The organism is Granulicatella elegans, assembly GCF_020735385.1.
In the GTDB taxonomy this organism is placed as follows: domain Bacteria; phylum Bacillota; class Bacilli; order Lactobacillales; family Aerococcaceae; genus Granulicatella; species Granulicatella elegans_B.
Window position 1 is genome coordinate 978,002 of record NZ_CP085953.1, and the last position, 21,136, is coordinate 999,137.

A 21,136-nucleotide genomic window follows, 5' to 3' on the forward strand; every position below is an offset into this window, starting at 1 on the left:
AGCATAAAATGACTGAAAAGGAATACAATTCGCTTGTTTTCTAATTAAGAAATGAATAAGAATTTGTTTGGAATTATATGAAAAAGTTCATAGTGCTTTTTTATAGTTTTTCGTTGCACAACTTTCGATATTATCGTAAGATGTTAAGGGAATATGAAAAGTGTCAGGAGGTTAAAATTGTGGCACAATTATTTTTTAAATACGGTGCAATGAATAGTGGAAAGTCGATTGAAATTTTAAAAGTTGCTCATAATTATGAAGAACAAAATAAATCTGTATTATTATTTACCAGTGCAATCGATGATCGTGATGAAGTAGGATATGTTTCTAGTCGTATTGGAATTCGAAGACAAGCGATTCCGATTTATGATGCAACAGATATTATTTCCATTGTAAAAGAACAAGAGGTAAAACCTGCTTGTATTTTAATTGATGAGTCTCAATTTTTAAGTAGAGAACATATTTTAGATTTAGCACATATAGTAGATATTTTGGATATTCCAGTAATGGCTTTTGGCTTAAAAAATGATTTCCAAAATGAATTATTTACCGGCTCTAAATATTTATTATTATATGCTGATAAAATTGAGGAAATTAAAACGATTTGCTGGTACTGCCATAAAAAGGCAAGTATGAATATGCGTGTTGTAGATGGAAAACCTGTTTATACAGGTGAACAAATTCAAATTGGTGGGAATGAATCGTATTATCCCGTATGCCGTTATCATTATTCACACCCAGGTAAAGAAAGATCTTAAGGAGGAAATTATGTTTGATCAATTAGATAGTTTTATTATTCGCTATGATGAGTTATCTGAGTTATTAAGTGACCCAGATGTTATTAGCGACACAAAACGTTTCATGGAATTAACAAAAGAAGAGTCTAATTTGCGTCCGAAAGTTGAAACTTTTAAACGTTATCAGCAAGTAGTGGAAGAAATTGGCGATACAGAAGAAATGTTAGGAGAAGGCTTAGATAGTGAAATGGCTGAAATGGCTAAAGAAGAATTAGCTTCTCTTAAAAAAGAAAAAGTAGAATTAGAAGAAAAAATTAAATTCTTATTATTACCAGAAGATCCAAATGATGGTAAAAACATTATTATGGAAATTCGTGGGGCTGCTGGTGGAGATGAAGCAGCATTATTTGCGGGAGATTTATTATCCATGTACCAAAAATATGCTGAGTCACAAGGTTGGCGTGTAGAAGTGATGGATGCTAACATTACAGGTATCGGTGGATATAAAGAAGTTATTTTAATGATTACAGGGGATAATGTATTCTCAAAATTAAAATATGAATCAGGAGCTCATCGTGTGCAACGTGTTCCTTCAACAGAATCACAAGGGCGTGTTCATACATCAACTGCAACAGTTGTAGTGATGCCTGAAGCTGAAGAAGTAGAGATTGAATTAGAAGATAAAGATATTCGTGTAGATATTTATCATGCTTCTGGTGCGGGTGGACAACACGTTAATAAAACAGCTTCTGCCGTTCGCTTAACTCACTTACCAACAGGTATTGTCGTAGCCATGCAAGATGAACGTTCTCAATTAAAAAATAGAGAGAAAGCGATGAAAGTATTACGTGCTCGTGTCTACGATAAAATCTCTCAAGAAGCTCAATCAGAATATGATGCAAATAGAAAATCTGCCGTTGGTACAGGGGATCGTTCAGAACGTATTCGTACATACAATTTCCCTCAAAACCGTGTGACAGATCACCGAATTGGATTAACGTTACAAAAATTAGACCAAGTTCTTGCAGGAAAAATTGATGAAATTGTCGATGCATTAATTTTATACGATCACACTGAAAAATTGGAGCAATTAAATAATGGAAATAACTAATCCAACGAATCAGGAAGTCCTAGTTAGGGCTTCTTGTTTTTTACAAGAAAGACAACCTTCTTTTTCGAAAGAAGATTGTGAATGGTATGCTCGCCAATTAAGCTTATATTTGAATCAGTGGACGATGACAGAGTTACTCATTCATTTGAATCAGCCTGCAGTAATTGGATTATGGGGAAAGATGGAACCACTACTCATTCGTTTATCAAATTTTGAACCATTGCAATATATTACAAAGCAAGCTGAGTTTTATGGACGAGAATTTATTGTGAGCCCTGACACTTTAATTCCAAGACCTGAGACAGAAGAATTAGTTGAAAAAATTATTGTCTTTTTAACTGAACATTCTAGTGGAAAAGTGTTAGAAATTGGAGTAGGGACAGGTTGTATCATTCATACATTAGCTTTAGAATGTCCTGGATTTTCTTATCAAGGTGTGGATATTTCAGAAGGAGCGCTTGAAGTTGCTAAGAAAAATCAAGAGAAATATCAGATAGAAAATGTTTCTTTATATCGAAGCGATGTATTTCAAGAAGTTTCTCCTCAAAAATTTGTATGTATGATTAGTAATCCTCCTTATATTGATGTTTTAGAGAAAAATGTGATGGATGAATCGGTTTTACGCTTTGAACCAGAAGTAGCTCTTTTTGCAGAAGATAAGGGGTTAGCGATTTACCGTAATATTGCAGAACATTTAGAAACTTATTTATTAGAGGAAGGTCAAGCCTTTTTTGAAATTGGATTCCAGCAAGGAAAAGTTGTTCAGCAATTATTTAAACAGTATTGTCCAAATCGAAAAGTGAGTATTCATAAAGATTTATCAGGAAATGACCGAATGATTATTGTAGGAAGGAGGAGGTAACATGAAAACAAAAATTTTTCATCAAGAAACATTAGACAAAGCAGCTTTTTTATTGAAAGAAGGAGAAGTTGTCGCTTTTCCAACAGAAACGGTGTATGGATTAGGAGCGATTGCAACAAGCCAAGAGGCGGTCTTAAAAGTATTTGAAGCAAAGGGCAGACCAAGTGATAATCCATTAATTGTTCATGTTCATTCTGTAGACCAAGTCATGGATACCGTTGAAGAATTTCCAGAAAGTGCAAAATTATTAGCGAAACATTTCTGGCCAGGGCCATTAACGATGATTTTAAAAGCGAAACCTGGTATTTATGCACCTGCATTATCAGCTGGACTACCTACTGTATCATTTAGAATGCCAAATCATGAGTTGACATTATCATTAATTGAACAAGTTGGAGTTCCATTAGTGGGTCCAAGCGCCAATCAATCGACAAAACCAAGTCCGACAAGAGTTCAACATGTGACGGAAGATATGGATGGAAGAATTGCGGGTATCGTAGATGGTGGAGATACAAGTGTAGGCGTTGAATCTACAGTAATTGATTTAACAAATGAAGAAGGTCCCGTTATTCTACGACCTGGAGTCATTACAAAAGAAGAAATTGAACCAATTATCGGGCCATTAGTGGAATATATGAAAACAACAACGGGGGAAAAAGTAATTCCTAAATCTCCAGGGATGAAATATCGTCACTATGCTCCAACTACCCCTGTCGTTGTGGTGGAAGGTTCTTTAGAGTTTTGGCATCAATTGATTGAAGAATATCAAGCAAAAGGTGAAAAAGTTGCAGTTATGGCATCGGATGATATTTTAGATGCAGTGAGTTCAACTGTAAATGAGTCTTATTCATTAGGCAAAAAAGATTCAGTTGCAGATATGAATCATCATTTATTTCATGCATTGCGCTCGTTAGATCATACCGATGCGACTATTATTTTAGCGCAAGCAAGTGTCAAAAAGGGCGCGGGATTAGCGTATATGAATCGCTTAGAAAAAGCGTCTAGTAGTACTAAAAAAGAAAGATAGAATAATGTTCTAGTATAGTGGAACACAAAAGTTACTAATTTTGATGATACTGTTAAACTATGTTAGAATAATTCTATAGAAGAAAAAAGGAGTGAAGCCAATGACACAATTTAAAGAAGACATACTTGTGTTTGAAGCGATTGAAAAAGAAGCTTTGCGTCAAAAGCATGGCATTGAATTAATTGCTTCAGAAAACTTCGTTTCACCTGCTGTATTAAGAGCGCAAGGTAGCATTTTAACAAATAAATATGCTGAAGGTTACCCGAATCGTCGTTACTATGGCGGATGTGAATATGTCGATGTAATTGAACAATTAGCAATCGACCGTGTAAAAGAATTATTTGGAGCGGAATATGCCAATGTTCAACCCCATTCTGGTTCTCAAGCGAATATGGCGGCTTATCGAGCGCTTGTTTCAAAAGGAGATAAAATTTTAGGAATGGATTTAAGTCATGGTGGACATTTAACTCATGGAATGGGAGTTAACTTCTCTGGTCAAGATTATGATTTTATTGCGTATGGATTGAATCCAGAAACAGAAATGATTGATTATGATGCCTTAGAAGAAATTGCTAAAACAGAACGTCCAAAACTAATTGTTGCAGGAGCTTCTGCTTATCCAAGAGAAATTGATTTCAAACGTATTAGTGAAATTGCCAAAAGTATTGATGCTTATTTCATGGTAGATATGGCGCATATTGCAGGATTAGTGGCAAAAGGAGCTCACCAAAATCCAGTACCGTATGCAGATGTTGTCACTTCAACAACGCATAAAACATTACGCGGACCAAGAGGTGGTTTAATTTTAACGAAACAAGAATTTGCGAAAAAAATTAATAGTGCTATCTTCCCAGGTATTCAAGGGGGACCATTAGAACATGTAATTGCAGCAAAAGCAGTTGCGTTCCATGAAGCACTTCAACCGGCTTTTGGAGAGTATATCAAACATGTCGTTGAAAATGCAAAAGCAATGGCGGAAGTCTTTAATGAAAGTGGAATCCGTCCAATTTCTGGGGGAACAGATAATCATTTATTATTACTAGATATTACTTCTACTGGCTTGAACGGGAAAGAAGCTCAAGAATTATTAGATAGTGTAGGAATTACAGTGAATAAAAATTCCATTCCATTTGATCCACTGCCACCAATGAAAACAAGTGGTATTCGTGTAGGAACAGCAGCTATTACTACTCGTGGCTTTAATAAAGAAGCAGCGAAGAAAGTGGCAAAATTAATTGTAGAAACACTAGCTCATGCAACTGATGAAGGGAAGTTAGACGAAGTTCGTCAATCTGTACAAGAGTTGACAAAACAATTTCCGTTATATGAATAACACAATGTAATCAGTCACATTAATTATGAAAACACTATTTTCTTAATGAAATTTTAAGGAAAAAAAGAGTTTTTTCCTATTTATATACTAGTATTTTGATTGTTTTTTTTGTAGAATAACAGATAGTGAAAATATATTGTGGAAGGGGCAAGCAAGATGGGTAATTTTCATGTGTTAGATCATCCGTTAATCCAACATAAATTAACGATGATTCGACAAAAAGATTGTGGAACAAAAGTCTTTCGTGAGGTTGTAAATGAAATTTCAATGTTGATGGCATATGAAGTTTCAAGAGATTTACCATTAGAGGATGTGGAGATTGAAACACCTTTAGTGAAAACAACACTGAAAACTTTAGCTGGGAAAAAAGTTGCCATTATTCCTATTTTACGTGCTGGTTTAGGAATGGTTGACGGAATTTTAGAATTAATTCCAGCTGCCAAAATTGGACATGTCGGAATGTATCGTGATCATGATACATTACAACCTGTTGAGTATTTCGTTAAATTGCCTTCAGATATTTCTGAAAGACAATTATTTGTAGTTGACCCAATGTTAGCTACAGGGGGATCGGCAGTGGCTGCGATTGATGCGTTATTAAAACGTGGAGCGCATCCGCGATCGATTAAGTTTTGTTGTCTTGTAGCAGCGCCAGAAGGAGTAAAAGTTCTTCAAGAAGCGCATCCGGAAATCGATATTTATGCTGCGGCATTAGATGAGCGATTAGACGAAAATGGCTATATCCTTCCGGGATTGGGCGATGCTGGTGATCGCCTATTTGGAACCAAATAAATAAAATCATAGTCACGCTTTTGCGTCTGACTATTGCCATGAAATCTGACAATAATCACCGTTTAAGCAATGCATGCGATAGGTGAAAATTGTCAGTTTTTTATTTGGAATAAATAAGGGAGTATGAGTTATGGAAGCTTTACCAAAAACGATAGAATTTTTTGGTTTGTCTTTTTCAGTTCCAATCTTACTTTCTTGTCTTGTAACATTATTAGTGGTAACAATTTTTTCAATTGTATCTGCAAGAAATGTTTCTATGAAACCAGGAAAGATGCAAAATGTTTTTGAATCTCTGATGGACTTCACAAAAGGGATTGTAAACAGTGCAGTAGATGAAGAAACGGGCAAGTCATATTACTTATATGTATTTTCACTCTTCTCATTTATTTTAATCGCCAATATGGTCGGTTTGGTCATTTATTTCCATTATGGAGAACATAGTTATTTTGCTTCTCCAACGGCAAGTCCGGTTGTGTGTTTGGCGTTATCATTGATGACGACATTAATTGCACACTATTCCGGTGTTCAAAAAATGGGATTTAAAGGCTATATTAAAAACTCTTATTTGAGTCCAATGTCTTTAATGTTACCGATTAAATTAATTGAAGAGTTTACAAATACAATTACACTTGCATTCCGTCTTTACGGAAATATTTATGCAGGTGAAGTATTGTTAGGATTAATTGTGATGTTCTCATCCAGTTTCGGAATCTTAACATATATTTTTGCAATTCCATTAGGAATTGTTTGGCAAGGATTTTCCGTAGTTATCGGAGCTATTCAAGCCTATGTATTTTGTACATTAACAATGGTGTACATTGCACATAAAGTAGAACATGAATAATTTTTAAGAAATGAGGAATTAACTTATGACAGAATTAGCAGCAGCAATCGCAGTAGCAGGGGCAGCTTTAGCAGCCGCTTTTGGTAACCAAGCAGTTATCGTAAAAACAATTGAATCAATGACACGCCAACCAGAAATGAGCAATGAATTACGTTCAACAATGTTCGTTGGGGTAGCCTTAATCGAAGCGATGCCAATTTTTGCGGTATTAATCGCTTTAATCCTAGTTTTCATCAAATAATCAGTTTGTTCGATAAATTTGTTGAAAAGGAGGGATGATGGATGTTTCAGTATATGTTAGTAGGTAGCACTGTTCTGGGAGATACACTTATTGTCTTAATTTCAATTATCTTATTACTATTTTTAGTTAAGTATTTCGCTTGGGATAAAATTGAAGTGATGTTAGAAGCTCGTCGTCAAAAAATCAGTAAAGATTTAGATGAAGCTGAAAAGAAACGTAAAGCAGCTGAAGAGATTCAAGCAAATGCAAAAGAAATTATTCATAATGCAGAAGTGAAAGGTCAAGATATTTTAAACTCGACTAGAGAAGCAGCTTCAAAAATGCAAGATGAAATGATTAAAGAAGGACGAGATGTTGTATCTAGAATGAAACTAGATGGACAACGTGAAGTGGATTCCATGAAACAACGTGCTTTGGCGCAAATGCAAGATCAAATTGTAGATTTATCTGTTCAACTTGCAAGCCAAATTTTAAATAAAGAATTGACTGAGCAGACACATCAAGATGTGATTGAATCCTTTATTGAAGGGTTGGAAAGCTGATGGTGAAATTTCATAAAGAAGTAGTCAAAGAAGCCAGTCATTTTTATGGTCAAGTCAAGTATGACGGGACTTTAAAAACAGTTACAGCAGAATTACAAGAAGTATTAGACGGAATTCAAAATACTGCACGCTTTCGTCAATTAATGCATTTAGAACAAGTTTCCGTTGAAGAAAAAATGGCATTATTACAAGAAGCTGTTTCGAATTTATCAAGGAGTACACAAGATTATTTAAAATCTTATTTACACCCTGATAAATCTGCTTATCTAATTGAAGCAATTGAAGCTTTTCTTGATATTTATTCAGCGAATCGACTTGAAATGATTTCAGCAGTTCCACTAACAGAAGAACAAATCAATCGTATTGCAGAAGCTTTTCAAAAGAAAACAAGAAAAGAGTATGATTCATTCGTCAATACAGTTGATCCAAGCGTAATCGGTGGAGTGAAATTAAAGACAAAAGAATATTTATTAGACGGAACATTATTATATAAACTTGAACAGTTTAAGAAGAAAATTAGTCAAACAGGATTGAAGGGGTGAGACAATGGATACGGAATTCGGTAATATCACAGCAGGAATCCGCAACCAAATTAATTCCTTTGAAGCGGAACAACACATTGAAGAAATTGGTGAAGTTTCATTTATTGGGGACGGAATTGCTCGTGTCATCGGTCTTACCAATGTCATGGCTGGTGAATTAGTGGAATTTGCAAATGGTACTTATGGTATGGCACAAAATCTAGAGAAAAATGATGTGGGTGTTATTATCTTTGGTACTTACGAAAATATCCATGAAGGAGAATCAGTGCGTCGTACAGGTCGTATTTTAGACGTTCCTGTAGGAGATGCTTTGATTGGGCGTGTTGTGGATGCTCTGGGTCGTCCTATTGATGGTTTAGGAGCGCTTGAAACAACAAAACGTCGTCCAGTAGAAAATGAAGCACCTGGTGTAATGCAACGTAAAAGTGTTCACCAATCATTAGCTACTGGATTAAAAGTCATCGATGCATTAGTTCCAATTGGTAAAGGCCAACAGGAATTAATTATCGGAGATAGAAAAACAGGTAAAACAAGTATTGCAATTGATGCAATTTTGAACCAAAAAGGTAAAGATACTTTATGTATTTATGTTGCAATTGGACAAAAAGAATCTACTGTAAAAGCTTTAGTAGAAACGTTAAAACGTTATGGAGCAATGGATTATACAACAGTTGTATCTGCTAGTGCTTCACAACCAGCTCCAATGCTTTATATTGCTCCTTATGCAGGAACTGCAATGGGAGAAGAATTTATGTATAACGGAAAAGATGTTTTAATTGTTTATGATGATTTATCAAAACAAGCAGCAGCTTACCGAGAAATTTCATTATTACTTCGTCGTCCTCCAGGTCGTGAAGCGTATCCAGGGGATGTATTCTATTTACACTCTCGTTTATTAGAACGTTCAGCGAAGTTAAATGATGAATTAGGTGGCGGTTCATTAACGGCCTTACCAATTATTGAAACTCAAGCGGGAGACATTTCTGCTTATATTCCTACTAACGTAATTTCTATTACAGATGGTCAAATCTTCTTAGAAAGTGATTTATTCTATTCAGGTGTTCGTCCAGGTTTATCTGCCGGATTATCTGTATCACGTGTAGGGGGATCTGCGCAAATTAAAGCGATGAAAAAAGTTTCAGGTACATTACGTATCGACTTAGCAAGTTACCGTGAATTAGAAGCCTTCACACAATTTGGTTCTGATTTAGATGCGGCAACTCAACAAAAATTAAATCGTGGTAAGAGAACCGTAGAGGTTTTAAAACAAGATGTTCATAGACCATTACCAATTGAATATCAAGTATCAATTTTATTTGCATTAACAAATGGAATCTTAGATTCTATTCCAATTGAAAGATTGAAAGATTTCGAAAAAGCATTGTATCATCATTTAGAAAATGAACATGCTGATATTTTAGCAAGTATTCGTGATGAAGAAAAAATTCCAGATGAAGAAGCTTTTTATCAAGCAATTGATAAGTTTAAACAAATTCATTTATACGAACGCTCAAAATAATACGAACTAGAAAGAAGAGGTGAATTGTATGGCGTCTTCATTAAACGACTTGAAGAAGCGAATTATTTCAACGAAAAAAACAAGTCAAATTACAAGTGCTATGCAAATGGTTTCTGCTTCAAAGCTAGCTAAGTCTGAACAAGCCGTTCGTCGTTATCAGGATTATGCTGAAAAAATTCGTGAAGTTGTAACGCATTTATTATATGCTGAACAAAAATATGATATTGAAGAAACTGATGAAGAAATTGATTCAAATAAAGAGGAATCATTTATTGATTACCACGATTTATTAATCGAAAGACCTGTGAAAAAAACAGGTTATCTAGTCATTTCATCAGACCAAGGTCTAGCGGGAAGTTACAATTCTTCGATTTTCCAAGCAACATGCGAAATGTTGCAAATGGATCATGATTCAAAAGATGAGTATGTGATTTTAACAATTGGTGGAGCTGCAAGTCGCTTCTTTAAAAAGATGGGCATTGATGTTCGTTTAGAAATTAATGATGTCAGTGATATTCCATCATTTGAAGAAGTACGTAAAATTGTAAGTAGTGCGGTACAAATGTTTAGACAAGGTGAATTTGATGAATTTTATGTTTGTTATAATCACCATGTGAATGCATTATTATCCAATTATCGTGTTGAAAAAATGTTACCGATTATTGACTTAGATGAAGATGAAGCGAAAGAATATGAGTTAGATTATATTTTTGAGCCAAATAAAGAAATTATTATGGAAACATTATTGCCTCAATATGCAGAATCTCTTATTTATGGGGCGGTTATCGATGCAAAAGCTGCTGAGCATGCTTCACGTATGACAGCTATGAGAAGTGCAACGGATAATGCAAGAGATTTAATAAGTGATTTGACACAAGATTTAAACCAACGTCGTCAAGCACAAATTACGCAAGAAATAACTGAAATCGTTGGCGGAGCAGCAGCTCTAGAAGAACAGTAAGAGTGAAAGGAGGAAATTTTTTGAGAACTGGAGAAATTTTACAAGTTGTTGGACCAGTTGTGGACGTTGTATTTCCTTTAGAAGAAGGCGTGCCTGATATTCACAATGCCCTACATGTTGTGAAAGAAAATAGTGAAGGGCATAAAAAAACAATTACGCTTGAAACAGCTGTTGAATTAGGGGATGGTGCTGTACGTACAATTGCCATGGAATCAACTGATGGTCTTCAACGAGGTATGAAAGTTATTGATTTAGGACGTACAATTAGTGTTCCAGTTGGAACAGAAACTTTAGGACGTGTATTTAATGTATTAGGAGATACAATTGATTTAGGGGAGAAATTTCCTGAAGATTTTAGACGTGATGAAATTCATAAACCAGCTCCTAAATTTGAACAATTAAGTAGTCAATACGAAATTTTACAAACAGGTATTAAAGTTATTGACTTATTAGCGCCTTACTTAAAAGGTGGTAAAATTGGATTATTTGGAGGTGCCGGAGTAGGTAAGACGGTATTAATCCAAGAATTAATTCATAATATTGCAGAAGAATTAGGTGGTATTTCTGTATTTACGGGTGTTGGAGAACGTACTCGTGAAGGGAATGACCTTTACCATGAAATGAAGGATTCAGGTGTATCTGCTAAAACTGCCATGGTATTTGGACAAATGAACGAACCACCAGGAGCTCGTATGCGTGTTGCGTTAACAGGATTAACGATTGCTGAACATTTCCGTGATGAGCAAAAACAAGATGTATTATTATTCATTGATAATATTTACCGTTTCACTCAAGCAGGTTCAGAAGTATCTGCCCTTTTAGGTCGTATGCCTTCAGCTGTAGGGTATCAACCAACATTAGCAACTGAAATGGGACAATTACAAGAACGTATTAGTTCAACAAAAGATGGATCTATTACATCGATTCAAGCTATTTACGTTCCTGCCGATGACTACACTGACCCAGCGCCAGCTACAACATTTGCCCATTTAGATGCTACAACGAACTTAGAGCGTCGTTTAACTGAGCAAGGGATTTACCCAGCGGTGGATCCATTAGCTTCAACTTCAAGTGCTTTAACTCCCGACATTGTAGGAGAAGAACACTACGAAGTAGCAATGAAAGTTCAACAAATGTTACAACGTTATCGTGAATTACAAGATATTATCGCTATTTTAGGAATTGATGAATTATCTGATAGTGAAAAAATTATTGTAAACCGTGCAAGAAGAATTCAATTCTTCTTATCTCAAAATTTCCACGTTGCAGAAGCATTTACAGGTCAGCCAGGTTCATATGTTCCTATTAAAGATACAGTACGTGGCTTTAAAGGAATTATTGATGGAGAATATGATGATATTCCGGAAGACTTATTCCGTAATGTTGGACCGATTGAAGATGTACTTAAAAAAGCACAAGCGGCAGGTTACCGAGGAGGTAATTAATCATGCTTGAAAATCGAGAACTTTTAGTCGTCGTAACAACTCCAGAAGGCAAAGTTTATAATCACCGTTCTTATTCGGTTAGTGCAGAAGCCATTGATGGAGGAATTACGATTCTTCCAAATCATGCACCAATTATGTTACCATTGAAAATTGGTGAATTACGAGTAAAACGTTTCTTAGAAGATTCTCCTACTGATTATATTGCGATTGGTGGAGGAATAATGGAAGTGCGTGATAATGTCGTAACGGTTATTGCGAACGTTGCAGAACGTGCACGTGATATTGACGTGAGTCGTGCGGAACAAGCGCGTGATAAAGCAGAAGCGATTATTCATAATAAAGAGTGCTCTAAGAGTGAAGTAGAACGTGCGAAAATTGCATTGAACAAAGCGATTAACCGTATAGGTGTTTCAAAACATCGTCGATTAAAACAATAATGAAAATGAAAACTGTTGGTTCGCCAGCAGTTTTTTCATTTTCTTTAAAAAAACAGAAAATACTTATTGCAAAACAAAAAAAGAACTGCTATAATCATAAAACGTAAACGTTACGATTTAAGAAAAGTTAAAATGAAAAGAGGAGAACACATGGCTAAAAAGTCAAAAATTGCGAAGCACCAAAAACAATTAGCATTAGTAGAAAAATATGCACAACTTAGATATGAATTAAAACAAGCAGGAGATTATGAAGCACTTCGTAAATTACCGATTAATTCAAATCCAAATCGTGTGAAAAATAGAGATATGGTTGATGGTCGACCAAGAGCTTATATGAGAAAATTTGGAATCTCAAGAATTAAATTCCGTGATTTAGCTCATAAAGGATTAATCCCAGGTGTTGTAAAAGCAAGCTGGTAATACAAAGTCAGTAATGGAGGAAAAGAAATGAAACAAGATTTAGCAACAGCATATAGACAAATGAAAAGTCCAAATATTAAAACTCGTAAACGTGCATTAAAATTAATTCATGAAGCGAAACGTGGGAAGAAAAAATAAGAGGAGTAAGGTCATGAAAGTTAGCAAAAAAATTGTAGCAGTGTTAGGAGCGGCATTTTTATTAGGAGCTTGTTCTCAACCAACTTCTACATCTTCAAAAAAAGAAGGTAAATTAAATATTATGACAACTTTTTATCCAATTTATGATTTCACTAGAAATATTGTTGGAGATGAAGGAGAAGTTTCTTTATTAATTGGAGCTGGAACTGAACCGCATGAATACGATCCAACTGCAAAAGATATTGCAAAAATCTCACAATCAGATGCTTTAGTGTATGATAATGAAAATATGGAAACTTGGGTTCCAACTGTGATGAAAAGTTTAACAGATTCAAAAGTAAAAGAAATTAAAGCAACAAAAGATTTAGTATTATTGCCAGGTGGGGAAGAAGAACATGATCACGATCATGCTGGAGAAGATCATCATCACGAATACGACCCACATGTTTGGTTATCTCCTTATCGTGCTAAATTATTAGTACAAAAAATTACGGATCAATTAAGTGAAGCATTCCCAGCAAAAGCTTCTGCTTTTAAAACAAATGCCCAAGCTTATTTAGAAAAATTAACAGAATTAGATAATGAATACACAACTGCTTTAAAAGATGCGAAACAAAAGAATTTCGTAACACAACATACAGCATTTAAGTATTTAGCCTTAGATTATGGTTTAAATCAAGTGGGAATTGCTGGTATTTCACCAGAAGCTGAGCCTTCACCAGCTCGTTTAGCTGAATTGACAAAATATATTAAAGAAAATGATATTCGTTATATTTATTTTGAAGAAAATGCATCAGAAAAAATTGCGAAAACTCTAGCAACAGAAACAGGAGTAGCGTTAGAGGTGTTAAATCCATTAGAATCTTTAACGAAAGAAGAAATGGATAAGGGTGATAATTATATTTCAGTCATGAAAGAAAATTTAGCAGCTTTACTAAAAACAACGACAGTTGAAGGTAAAGATATTAAACCAGAACATGAAGAAAATACGAAAACTGTAGCAAAAGGATATTTTGAAGATAAAGATATTAAAGATCGCACATTAAGCGATTATGCTGGGGAGTGGCAATCTGTATATCCTTATTTAGTAGATGGTACATTCAATCAAATATTTGATTATAAAGCAAAACAATCAAAATCTATGAGTGCTACTGAGTATAAAGAGTATTATACAAAAGGCTATAAAACAACTGTTAAGCAAATGAAGATAACGGATAAGACAATGGAATTCATTGATGAAAATGGTCAAAGTCATCAATCTGAATATCAATATGTAGGCTATAAAGTGTTGAACTATAAAAAAGGAAACAGAGGCGTGCGTTATTTATTTGAAGCGGTAAATCCTGAATCGGGTGCTCCAAAATATGTTCAATTTAGCGATCATAATATTGCACCAGTGAAAACAGCTCACTATCATATCTTTACAGGTAATGAAAGCCAAGAAAAATTATTAGAAGAAATGGATAACTGGCCAACTTATTATCCAGCAACATTAACAGGTTTTGAAATTGCTCAAGAAATGTTAGTTCATTAAGATCATAAACTTCTATAGAGACAAGAGTTTCTATAGAAGTTTTTTTGTGCAATTAAACTATATATAGTTTTAAAAATGGTTGAAAAGCACAACATGTAGGTGTATGATAGTGTAGGTGATAAAAGTGTAAAGGAGGAGTGAGAGTTGAGTGTAATGCTTGTAAAGAAAAGAGATGAAAGAGTAGAGAAGTTTAATCTCCAAAAAATCTTTCGTGGAATAGAAAAAGCAGAAAAAAGTTTGTACGCGGAACTTTCAAAAAAACGTAAAGAAGTGCTAGATGAAGTTACGAGAAAGATTTTATTAAAAATAGAAAGTTTAGCGATAGAAAAAATTAAATCAGAAGAAATAGAAGCTGTTGTTTTAGATTGTTTGAAACAAGAAGGAGAAACGGTATTAGCAAATCAATTTCTTGCCGCTCGAATTCAATGGAATAAAAAACGAGAAAAAGAAATGGATGTTACTCAAAGGTTAACTAAATTAAGCCAAAGAGATGCGAGTATTATTCATGAAAATGCCAATAAAGATAGTGAAGTTTTTAATACACAACGAGATTTGATGGCAGGAACAGTAGGGAAAGTTTTCGGATTGAAAATGCTCCCTCCGCATGTTGCGAATGCCCATTTAAAAGGAGATATTCATTATCATGACTTAGATTATCATCCTTATTTACCAATGACGAATTGTAGTTTAATTGATTTTAAGGAAATGTTTGAACATGGCTTTAAAATTGGAAATGCAGATGTCGAAAGTCCAAAATCGATACAAACAGCTACTGCTCAAATGGCACAAATTATTGCGAATGTTGCTTCGAGCCAATATGGAGGATGTTCTGCGAATCGTATTGATGAAGTATTAGCTCCATATGCAAAGCTAAATTATGAAAAACATTTACAAGATGCTAAAAAATGGGTGGATGGAGAGAAAAAACAAGAAGCGTATGCATTAGAGAAAACAAAAAAAGATATTTATGATGCCATGCAATCGTTAGAGTATGAAATTAATACACTCTATACTTCTCAAGGGCAAACTCCATTTACAACACTAGGATTTGGATTAGGGACGTCATTATTTGAACGAGAAATTCAAAAAGCGATTTTAAAAGTAAGAATTAAAGGGATTGGAAAAGAACAAAGAACGGCTATTTTCCCTAAATTAATTTTTACGTTAAAACGTGGTGTGAATTTAGAACAAAATGATCCGAATTATGATATTAAAACATTAGCTTTAGAATGTTCAACTAAAAGAATGTATCCAGACGTTTTAAATTATGAACAAATTGTTAGAATTACGGGGAGTTTTAAAGTTCCGATGGGATGCCGTTCATTTTTACAAGGTTGGAAAAATGAAAAAGGCGAAGATGTTTCGGATGGAAGAATGAATTTAGGTGTCGTGACATTGAACATTCCAAGAATCGCATTAGAATCAGATGGTGATAAAGAGCAATTTTGGAGCATTTTAGAAGAAAAATTACAAATTTGTAAAGATGCTTTAGTGTATCGGGTAGAACGCTGCAAAGAAGCAAAATCAGCGAATGCGCCGATTTTATATCGCTATGGTTCATTTGGCAAACGATTGATGAATGATGAAGCGGTAGATGAAGTATTTAAACATCGTCGTGCAACAGTATCGCTTGGATATATTGGCTTATATGAAACGGCTACGGTCTTTTTTGGAAATTGTTGGGAAACAAATCCAGAAGCAAAAGACTTTACCTTAAATATTTTGAAACGATTAAGCGAGAAAACAAAGGAATGGTCGGATGAATATGACTATCATTTTAGTGTTTATGCAACACCAAGTGAAAGTTTAACGGATCGTTTTTGTAGATTAGATTATGAAAAATTTGGAGATGTAGCTGATATTACAAATAAGGAATATTATACGAATAGCTTCCATTATGATGTGAGAAAATCACCAACTCCATTTGAAAAAATTGATTTTGAAAAAGATTATCCAGTTTATTCCTCAGGAGGATTTATTCATTATTGCGAATATCCTGTTATGAAACAAAATCCAAAAGGGCTTGAAGCGGTATGGGATTATGCGTATGAAAGAGTGGGCTATCTTGGGACGAATACACCGATTGATCGTTGTTATGAATGTGGTTATGAAGGGGAGTTTGAACCAACTGCTAAAGGATTTGAATGTCCAATGTGTAAAAATAGAAATCCTAAAACTTGTGATGTCGTTAAACGAACTTGCGGTTACTTAGGAAATCCACAAGCTCGCCCAATGGTTCACGGAAGGCATCAAGAAATTAAATCACGGGTGAAACATCTCTCCAATGAACGAAATTTAATCAATTAGGAGGATTTGGTATGAAGTTTCCAAAACCGGGGGAGTGGACAAGTGAACAATATTCTAAAGGAAAAATTGCTAGTTATAAGCCTTATAATTTTGTAGATGGGGAAGGTGTGCGTTGTTCCTTATATGTGAGCGGTTGTTTGTTTGCTTGTGAAGGTTGTTATAATGTCAAAGCACAAAATTTTAATACGGGAATTTTTTATACAGAAGAATTAGAAGAACAAATCATTCAAGATATTGGCGCTAGTTATTGCCAGGGATTAACGTTGTTAGGTGGAGAACCTTTCTTAAATACTCAAGTATGCCTGTCCTTAGTTCGTAAACTACGAAGTGTTTATGGGCGGTCTAAAGATATTTGGTCATGGACAGGCTATACTTGGGAAGAGTTACAGTTAGAAACACCCGATAAAAAAGCATTGTTACAAGAACTCGATATTTTAGTAGATGGACGATTTGATATTAAAAAAAGAGATTTAACCTTGCAATTTAGAGGGAGTTCAAATCAAAGAATCATTGATGTACAAAAGTCTTTACAGGATGGGCAAGTTGTTTTATGGGATGGATTAAGAGAATAAGCGAATTTTACCAGTACTTGACGATTCTTAGCATCATTCAGTAAAATAGATACTCAGTGATTTTTAAGGAGTGTATGTATGAAGTTATCAACGATTTCAAAATTCTCATTAGTGAGTATTTCGACATTATTAATGTCTCATTTAGCCATTTCCCCTGTCTTACCTAAATTATATGACTATTACCATGGGATGAATCCAGAGCTAGGATTGGCTTCTGTGGAAAGTTTAGCAACGATTCCAGCAATGATGATTACGATTTTTGTGTTAATGAGTAATCTTGTCATGAATAAAATCGGGAAAAAGAATACGGTATTATTAGGGATTAGTTTGATCATCATTTTTGGACCATTACCAGTATTTTTAACGAATTTTAAATTAGTGATGATGAGTCGAATGTTATTAGGGGCAGGGATTGGATTATTTAATTCTTTATCCATTAGTTTGATGAGTGACTTTTTTGAATCCGATGAAAAAGCCACAATGATTGGAATGAGAACAGCTTTCTTAAATATCGGGAAAGCATTGACGACATTTTTATCGGGTTATTTATTACTATTTGGAGAACGTGCGGTATTCTTAACCTACCTAATTGCGATTCCGATTTTCCTATTATTTTATCATTCTGTTCCAAATACTCCAGTAGAACAACGTGTTAAGAAAAAAGGTAACATTCGTTTAGCGACTGTTGTGTTAACACTGCTTACTTTTTTAGTAGGGGTGAGTTATATGGGATTAACGATAAAAATTCCATCTCTTATTTTGACGTATTACCAATTAGAAGTAGCTCTTTCTCGTAATTTATTAACGATTTTAGCGCTCAGTGGAACAATTGCTGGTATTATTTTTGGACTGTTATTGAAGAAAGTTGGAGATTTAACCTTACCGATGATGCTACTTAGTATGGCGGTTGGTAGTTTAATCTTTATTTTCTTTAAACATATCGTTCTTTATTATGTGGCGAGTGTTTTAATAGGGGTAAGTTTTGTAGGTACAATGTCTTATATTTTCTATTTTATTTCGAGAATTTTTGACAAAGAGGAGATTCATTTAACGACGAGTATTGTGTTAGTTGGGGGAAATATTGGGGTGATTTTGACGCCTGTTATAATGACAAAATTTCCTGAATGGATGAATTGGAATCCGTTTATTGCGCCATTTTATATGACGAGTGCCTTTATGGGCATCGTTGCAATGATTAGCGGATGGTATGTATTAAAAAAATAGAAAGAGAGTTTATTATAGTAGTATGAGCCTTGCTGTGAAAGTCTCATACTACTATGGGGACTCTTTTTCTTTTTGATGATGTTGAGGGAAAAGCATAGCAATTCCTTTGAAAAATCTTTATAATATAACTGATAACAAAAAACAAAGGAGCAATTATGCCTCAAGGAAAAATTATTCGAGCCTTAAGTGGCTTTTATTATATCGAGTCCTCACATCAAGTTTACCAAACTCGAGCACGTGGAGTTTTTAGAAAAAGAGGGCAGTCTCCATTAGTGGGAGATATTGTGGATTTTACAAGTGATACTTTGGAAGAAGGAGTATTAGAGAAAATTCATCCTAGGAAAAATGCTTTGATTCGTCCACCTATATCAAATGTAGATATTGGTGTAGTCGTGATGTCTGCTGTAGAACCGGATTTTTCAACGCATTTAGTGGATCGATTTTTAGTGTATTTAGAAGGACTGGAAATTCAACCCGTATTATTAATTACGAAGGTAGATTTATTAACTGAAGAACAATTTCAACACTTAGAAGCAGTGAAGAAGAAATACCAAGAAGTAGGATATGAAGTATGGTATTCTTCAGAAGTTAAAGAGCACCAAAGTGAATTTCTAGCTTCCTATAAAGGGAAACTAGTTGTTTTTTTAGGGCAATCTGGGGTTGGAAAGTCAACAATGTTGAATCAATTAATTCCTCAATTAAATCAAGAAACTGGAGAAATTTCTAGCGCACTAGGCCGAGGGAAACATACGACTAGACAAGTTTCTTTACATGAAGTAGAAGAAGTTTGGATAGCAGATACCCCGGGATTTAGTACGGTAGATTTTATTGCTGTGGAAAAAGAAGACCTTCCGCATTTATTTCCTGAATTTGAAGAATACTCTACTCAGTGTAAATTTAGAGAGTGTTCTCATCAACATGAGCCTCAATGTGCCGTGATAGAAGCTGTACAAGAGGGGAAGATTTGGCAAGAAAGATACGACCATTATCAAGATTTCTATGAAGAAATTAGCCAAAGAAAACCAATTTATCAAAGAAAAAAATAATGAGTATAAAGGAGTCAAAACCATGAAAGTAGCACCTTCAATTTTAAGTGCAAATTTTGCAACATTAGGAGAAGACGTTAAGAAAGTAGAACAATTAGGAGCAGACTGGATTCATATTGATGCAATGGACGGTCAATTTGTTCCTAACTTAACACTTGGACCAAATATCGTAGAAGGGCTTCGTCCAATTACAACCTTAACATTGGATTGTCATTTAATGGTTCAAGAACCTGAGCGTTTTGTAAAGGAATTTGCTAAAGCGGGGGCGGACTATATTTCTGTTCATATTGAAGCAACAAATCATATCCATCGTACTTTACAATTGATTAAATCTGAAGGAGTAAAAGCTGGAATTGTGATTAATCCAGGAACTCCAGTTAGTGCGATTAGTGCTGTATTAGGAATGGTTGACTTAGTATTAGTGATGACTGTTAATCCTGGATTTGGTGGACAAGCATTTATTCCAGAAACATTAGATAAAGTAAGAGAATTAGTAGAATTACGTAAAGAACACGGCTATCAATACTTAATTGAAGTAGATGGTGGTGTGAATGGTCAAACAGCTAAATTATGTCGTGAGGCAGGGGTAGACGTTGCAGTAGCAGGTTCATATGTTTACTATGCAGACGATATTAAAAAGGCAATTGATTCTATTAAAGAAGCTTAAAAGAGGAAATGGGTATGGAAATAATCGTAGTCATTGGGGGACCATTAGATAAAGGAGCTATAAGACGATGGTTAAATCAGAAGCTTCAGCAAAAGGATAATCAAGAATTTCAATTTATTGGAGTAGATGGTGGTTGTTTAAAATTAATGGAGGAAGAGTTGCCGATTGATTTAGCAATTGGAGATTTCGATTCGATTTCATTAGAGGATAAAGCAGTATTAAAAAATTATGCTTCAAAAATGATTGAATTTCCTTCTGAAAAAGATTTTACCGACTTTGAAGAAGCGTTGATGTGGGTTGCTAAGTCATATCCTCAAAAAAAAGTTCATGTATTAGGTGCTTTTGGTGGGAGAGTGGATCATGTCATTAGTTGTTTATGGACCATGTTTCGGCCAGAATTACAAGCATTAATTCCGTATCTTTCGTTAGAAGATGAATGGAATCATATTTCTTTCTTAACCCCAGGAGATTATGTCATTCATAAAATGGCGAATATGAACTATTTATCGTTTATTTCAACAGGGCCTGTACAACAATTAACGTTGAAACAGGTAAAATATCCTTTGAATCATCAAGACTATGATTTTCCAATCGCATTGATTAGTAATGAGTTTATCGAAGACAAAATGGAAATTTCGTTCAAGTCTGGTGGAATTATTGTGGGACAAACAAGAGATTCTTGGAGATGATTCAGAATTAATTCTATATTAAAAGAATAAAACTTATATCACGCTTTTGTTTTCTTCACAAAATAGAAGTGTGATTCTTTTTTTGAGTTGAATTTTTTATGGAATGAGATATACTATATATGAGTCTGCCAAAGACTCAAAAAAGT

23 protein-coding genes are annotated in these 21,136 nt (G+C 34.6%); all 23 read left to right on the plus strand.

The annotated features are described in order from the left end of the window. The first annotated feature begins 179 nt into the window (after nt 1-179). A complete protein-coding gene (locus LK443_RS04935; protein WP_227930868.1) occupies nt 180-758 on the plus strand; it encodes a thymidine kinase in 579 nt (192 codons plus the stop codon). 10 nt (nt 759-768) lie between these two features. Beyond that, the gene (gene prfA / locus LK443_RS04940; protein WP_227930869.1) at nt 769-1,848 is read left to right on the plus strand and encodes a peptide chain release factor 1; all 1,080 of its coding nucleotides are present in this window, start codon (nt 769-771) and stop codon (nt 1,846-1,848) included. Then, a complete protein-coding gene (gene prmC / locus LK443_RS04945) occupies nt 1,835-2,710 on the plus strand; it encodes a peptide chain release factor N(5)-glutamine methyltransferase (protein ID WP_227930870.1) in 876 nt (291 codons plus the stop codon). The genes prfA and prmC overlap by 14 nt, the downstream gene beginning before the upstream one ends. Nucleotide 2,711: 1 nt before the next feature. After that, nucleotides 2,712-3,737, plus strand: coding sequence for an L-threonylcarbamoyladenylate synthase (locus LK443_RS04950; protein ID WP_227930871.1), 1,026 nt, complete (start codon nt 2,712-2,714; stop codon nt 3,735-3,737). 100 nt (nt 3,738-3,837) lie between these two features. Next, nucleotides 3,838-5,070, plus strand: coding sequence for a serine hydroxymethyltransferase (gene glyA, locus LK443_RS04955; protein WP_227930872.1), 1,233 nt, complete (start codon nt 3,838-3,840; stop codon nt 5,068-5,070). A gap of 156 nt (nt 5,071-5,226) precedes the next feature. After that, nucleotides 5,227-5,862, plus strand: a complete 636-nt coding sequence (gene upp / locus LK443_RS04960) for a uracil phosphoribosyltransferase (RefSeq protein ID WP_227930873.1) — start codon at nt 5,227-5,229, stop codon at nt 5,860-5,862. 130 nt (nt 5,863-5,992) lie between these two features. After that, nucleotides 5,993-6,706, plus strand: coding sequence for a F0F1 ATP synthase subunit A (atpB, locus tag LK443_RS04965; RefSeq protein WP_227930874.1), 714 nt, complete (start codon nt 5,993-5,995; stop codon nt 6,704-6,706). Nucleotides 6,707-6,731: 25 nt separating this feature from the next. Next, nucleotides 6,732-6,947, plus strand: a complete 216-nt coding sequence (gene atpE / locus LK443_RS04970; protein ID WP_006703461.1) for a F0F1 ATP synthase subunit C — start codon at nt 6,732-6,734, stop codon at nt 6,945-6,947. Nucleotides 6,948-6,988: 41 nt separating this feature from the next. Continuing rightward, entirely contained in the window at nt 6,989-7,489 is a 501-nt protein-coding gene (gene atpF, locus LK443_RS04975) for a F0F1 ATP synthase subunit B (protein ID WP_227930875.1), read from the plus strand. Next, a complete protein-coding gene (atpH, locus tag LK443_RS04980; protein WP_227930876.1) occupies nt 7,489-8,031 on the plus strand; it encodes an ATP synthase F1 subunit delta in 543 nt (180 codons plus the stop codon). The genes atpF and atpH overlap by 1 nt, the downstream gene beginning before the upstream one ends. 4 nt (nt 8,032-8,035) lie before the next feature. Further along, nucleotides 8,036-9,550, plus strand: a complete 1,515-nt coding sequence (gene atpA / locus LK443_RS04985; protein ID WP_227930877.1) for a F0F1 ATP synthase subunit alpha — start codon at nt 8,036-8,038, stop codon at nt 9,548-9,550. 28 nt (nt 9,551-9,578) lie between these two features. Then, nucleotides 9,579-10,511, plus strand: coding sequence for a F0F1 ATP synthase subunit gamma (locus LK443_RS04990; RefSeq protein ID WP_227930878.1), 933 nt, complete (start codon nt 9,579-9,581; stop codon nt 10,509-10,511). A gap of 20 nt (nt 10,512-10,531) precedes the next feature. Continuing rightward, a complete protein-coding gene (atpD, locus tag LK443_RS04995; RefSeq protein ID WP_227930879.1) occupies nt 10,532-11,956 on the plus strand; it encodes a F0F1 ATP synthase subunit beta in 1,425 nt (474 codons plus the stop codon). Between the two features lie 2 nt (nt 11,957-11,958). Then, complete coding sequence (locus tag LK443_RS05000; RefSeq protein ID WP_227930880.1) at nt 11,959-12,393, plus strand: F0F1 ATP synthase subunit epsilon; 435 nt, start codon at nt 11,959-11,961, stop codon at nt 12,391-12,393. Nucleotides 12,394-12,543: 150 nt separating this feature from the next. Then, complete coding sequence (gene rpsN / locus LK443_RS05005) at nt 12,544-12,813, plus strand: 30S ribosomal protein S14 (protein ID WP_227930881.1); 270 nt, start codon at nt 12,544-12,546, stop codon at nt 12,811-12,813. Between the two features lie 27 nt (nt 12,814-12,840). Continuing rightward, nucleotides 12,841-12,951 (plus strand): putative metal homeostasis protein, encoded by a 111-nt coding sequence (locus LK443_RS05010; protein ID WP_227930882.1) that lies wholly within the window; start codon nt 12,841-12,843, stop codon nt 12,949-12,951. 13 nt (nt 12,952-12,964) lie between these two features. Continuing rightward, nucleotides 12,965-14,485 carry a zinc ABC transporter substrate-binding protein AdcA gene (locus LK443_RS05015; protein WP_227930883.1) on the plus strand — a complete coding sequence of 507 codons (1,521 nt, stop codon included), beginning with the start codon at nt 12,965-12,967 and terminating at the stop codon, nt 14,483-14,485. A gap of 153 nt (nt 14,486-14,638) precedes the next feature. Further along, a complete protein-coding gene (gene nrdD, locus LK443_RS05020) occupies nt 14,639-16,792 on the plus strand; it encodes an anaerobic ribonucleoside-triphosphate reductase (RefSeq protein WP_227932454.1) in 2,154 nt (717 codons plus the stop codon). 11 nt (nt 16,793-16,803) lie between these two features. Further along, nucleotides 16,804-17,364 carry an anaerobic ribonucleoside-triphosphate reductase activating protein gene (gene nrdG, locus LK443_RS05025; RefSeq protein WP_227930884.1) on the plus strand — a complete coding sequence of 187 codons (561 nt, stop codon included), beginning with the start codon at nt 16,804-16,806 and terminating at the stop codon, nt 17,362-17,364. A gap of 78 nt (nt 17,365-17,442) precedes the next feature. Continuing rightward, on the plus strand, nt 17,443-18,588 hold the full coding sequence (locus LK443_RS05030; protein ID WP_227930885.1) for an MFS transporter: 1,146 nt from the start codon (nt 17,443-17,445) through the stop codon (nt 18,586-18,588). A gap of 155 nt (nt 18,589-18,743) precedes the next feature. Then, complete coding sequence (gene rsgA / locus LK443_RS05035) at nt 18,744-19,634, plus strand: ribosome small subunit-dependent GTPase A (RefSeq protein WP_227930886.1); 891 nt, start codon at nt 18,744-18,746, stop codon at nt 19,632-19,634. Between the two features lie 22 nt (nt 19,635-19,656). Further along, the gene (gene rpe, locus LK443_RS05040) at nt 19,657-20,301 is read left to right on the plus strand and encodes a ribulose-phosphate 3-epimerase (protein WP_227930887.1); all 645 of its coding nucleotides are present in this window, start codon (nt 19,657-19,659) and stop codon (nt 20,299-20,301) included. A gap of 14 nt (nt 20,302-20,315) precedes the next feature. Then, nucleotides 20,316-20,990, plus strand: coding sequence for a thiamine diphosphokinase (locus LK443_RS05045; protein ID WP_227930888.1), 675 nt, complete (start codon nt 20,316-20,318; stop codon nt 20,988-20,990). Nucleotides 20,991-21,136: the final 146 nt, after the last annotated feature.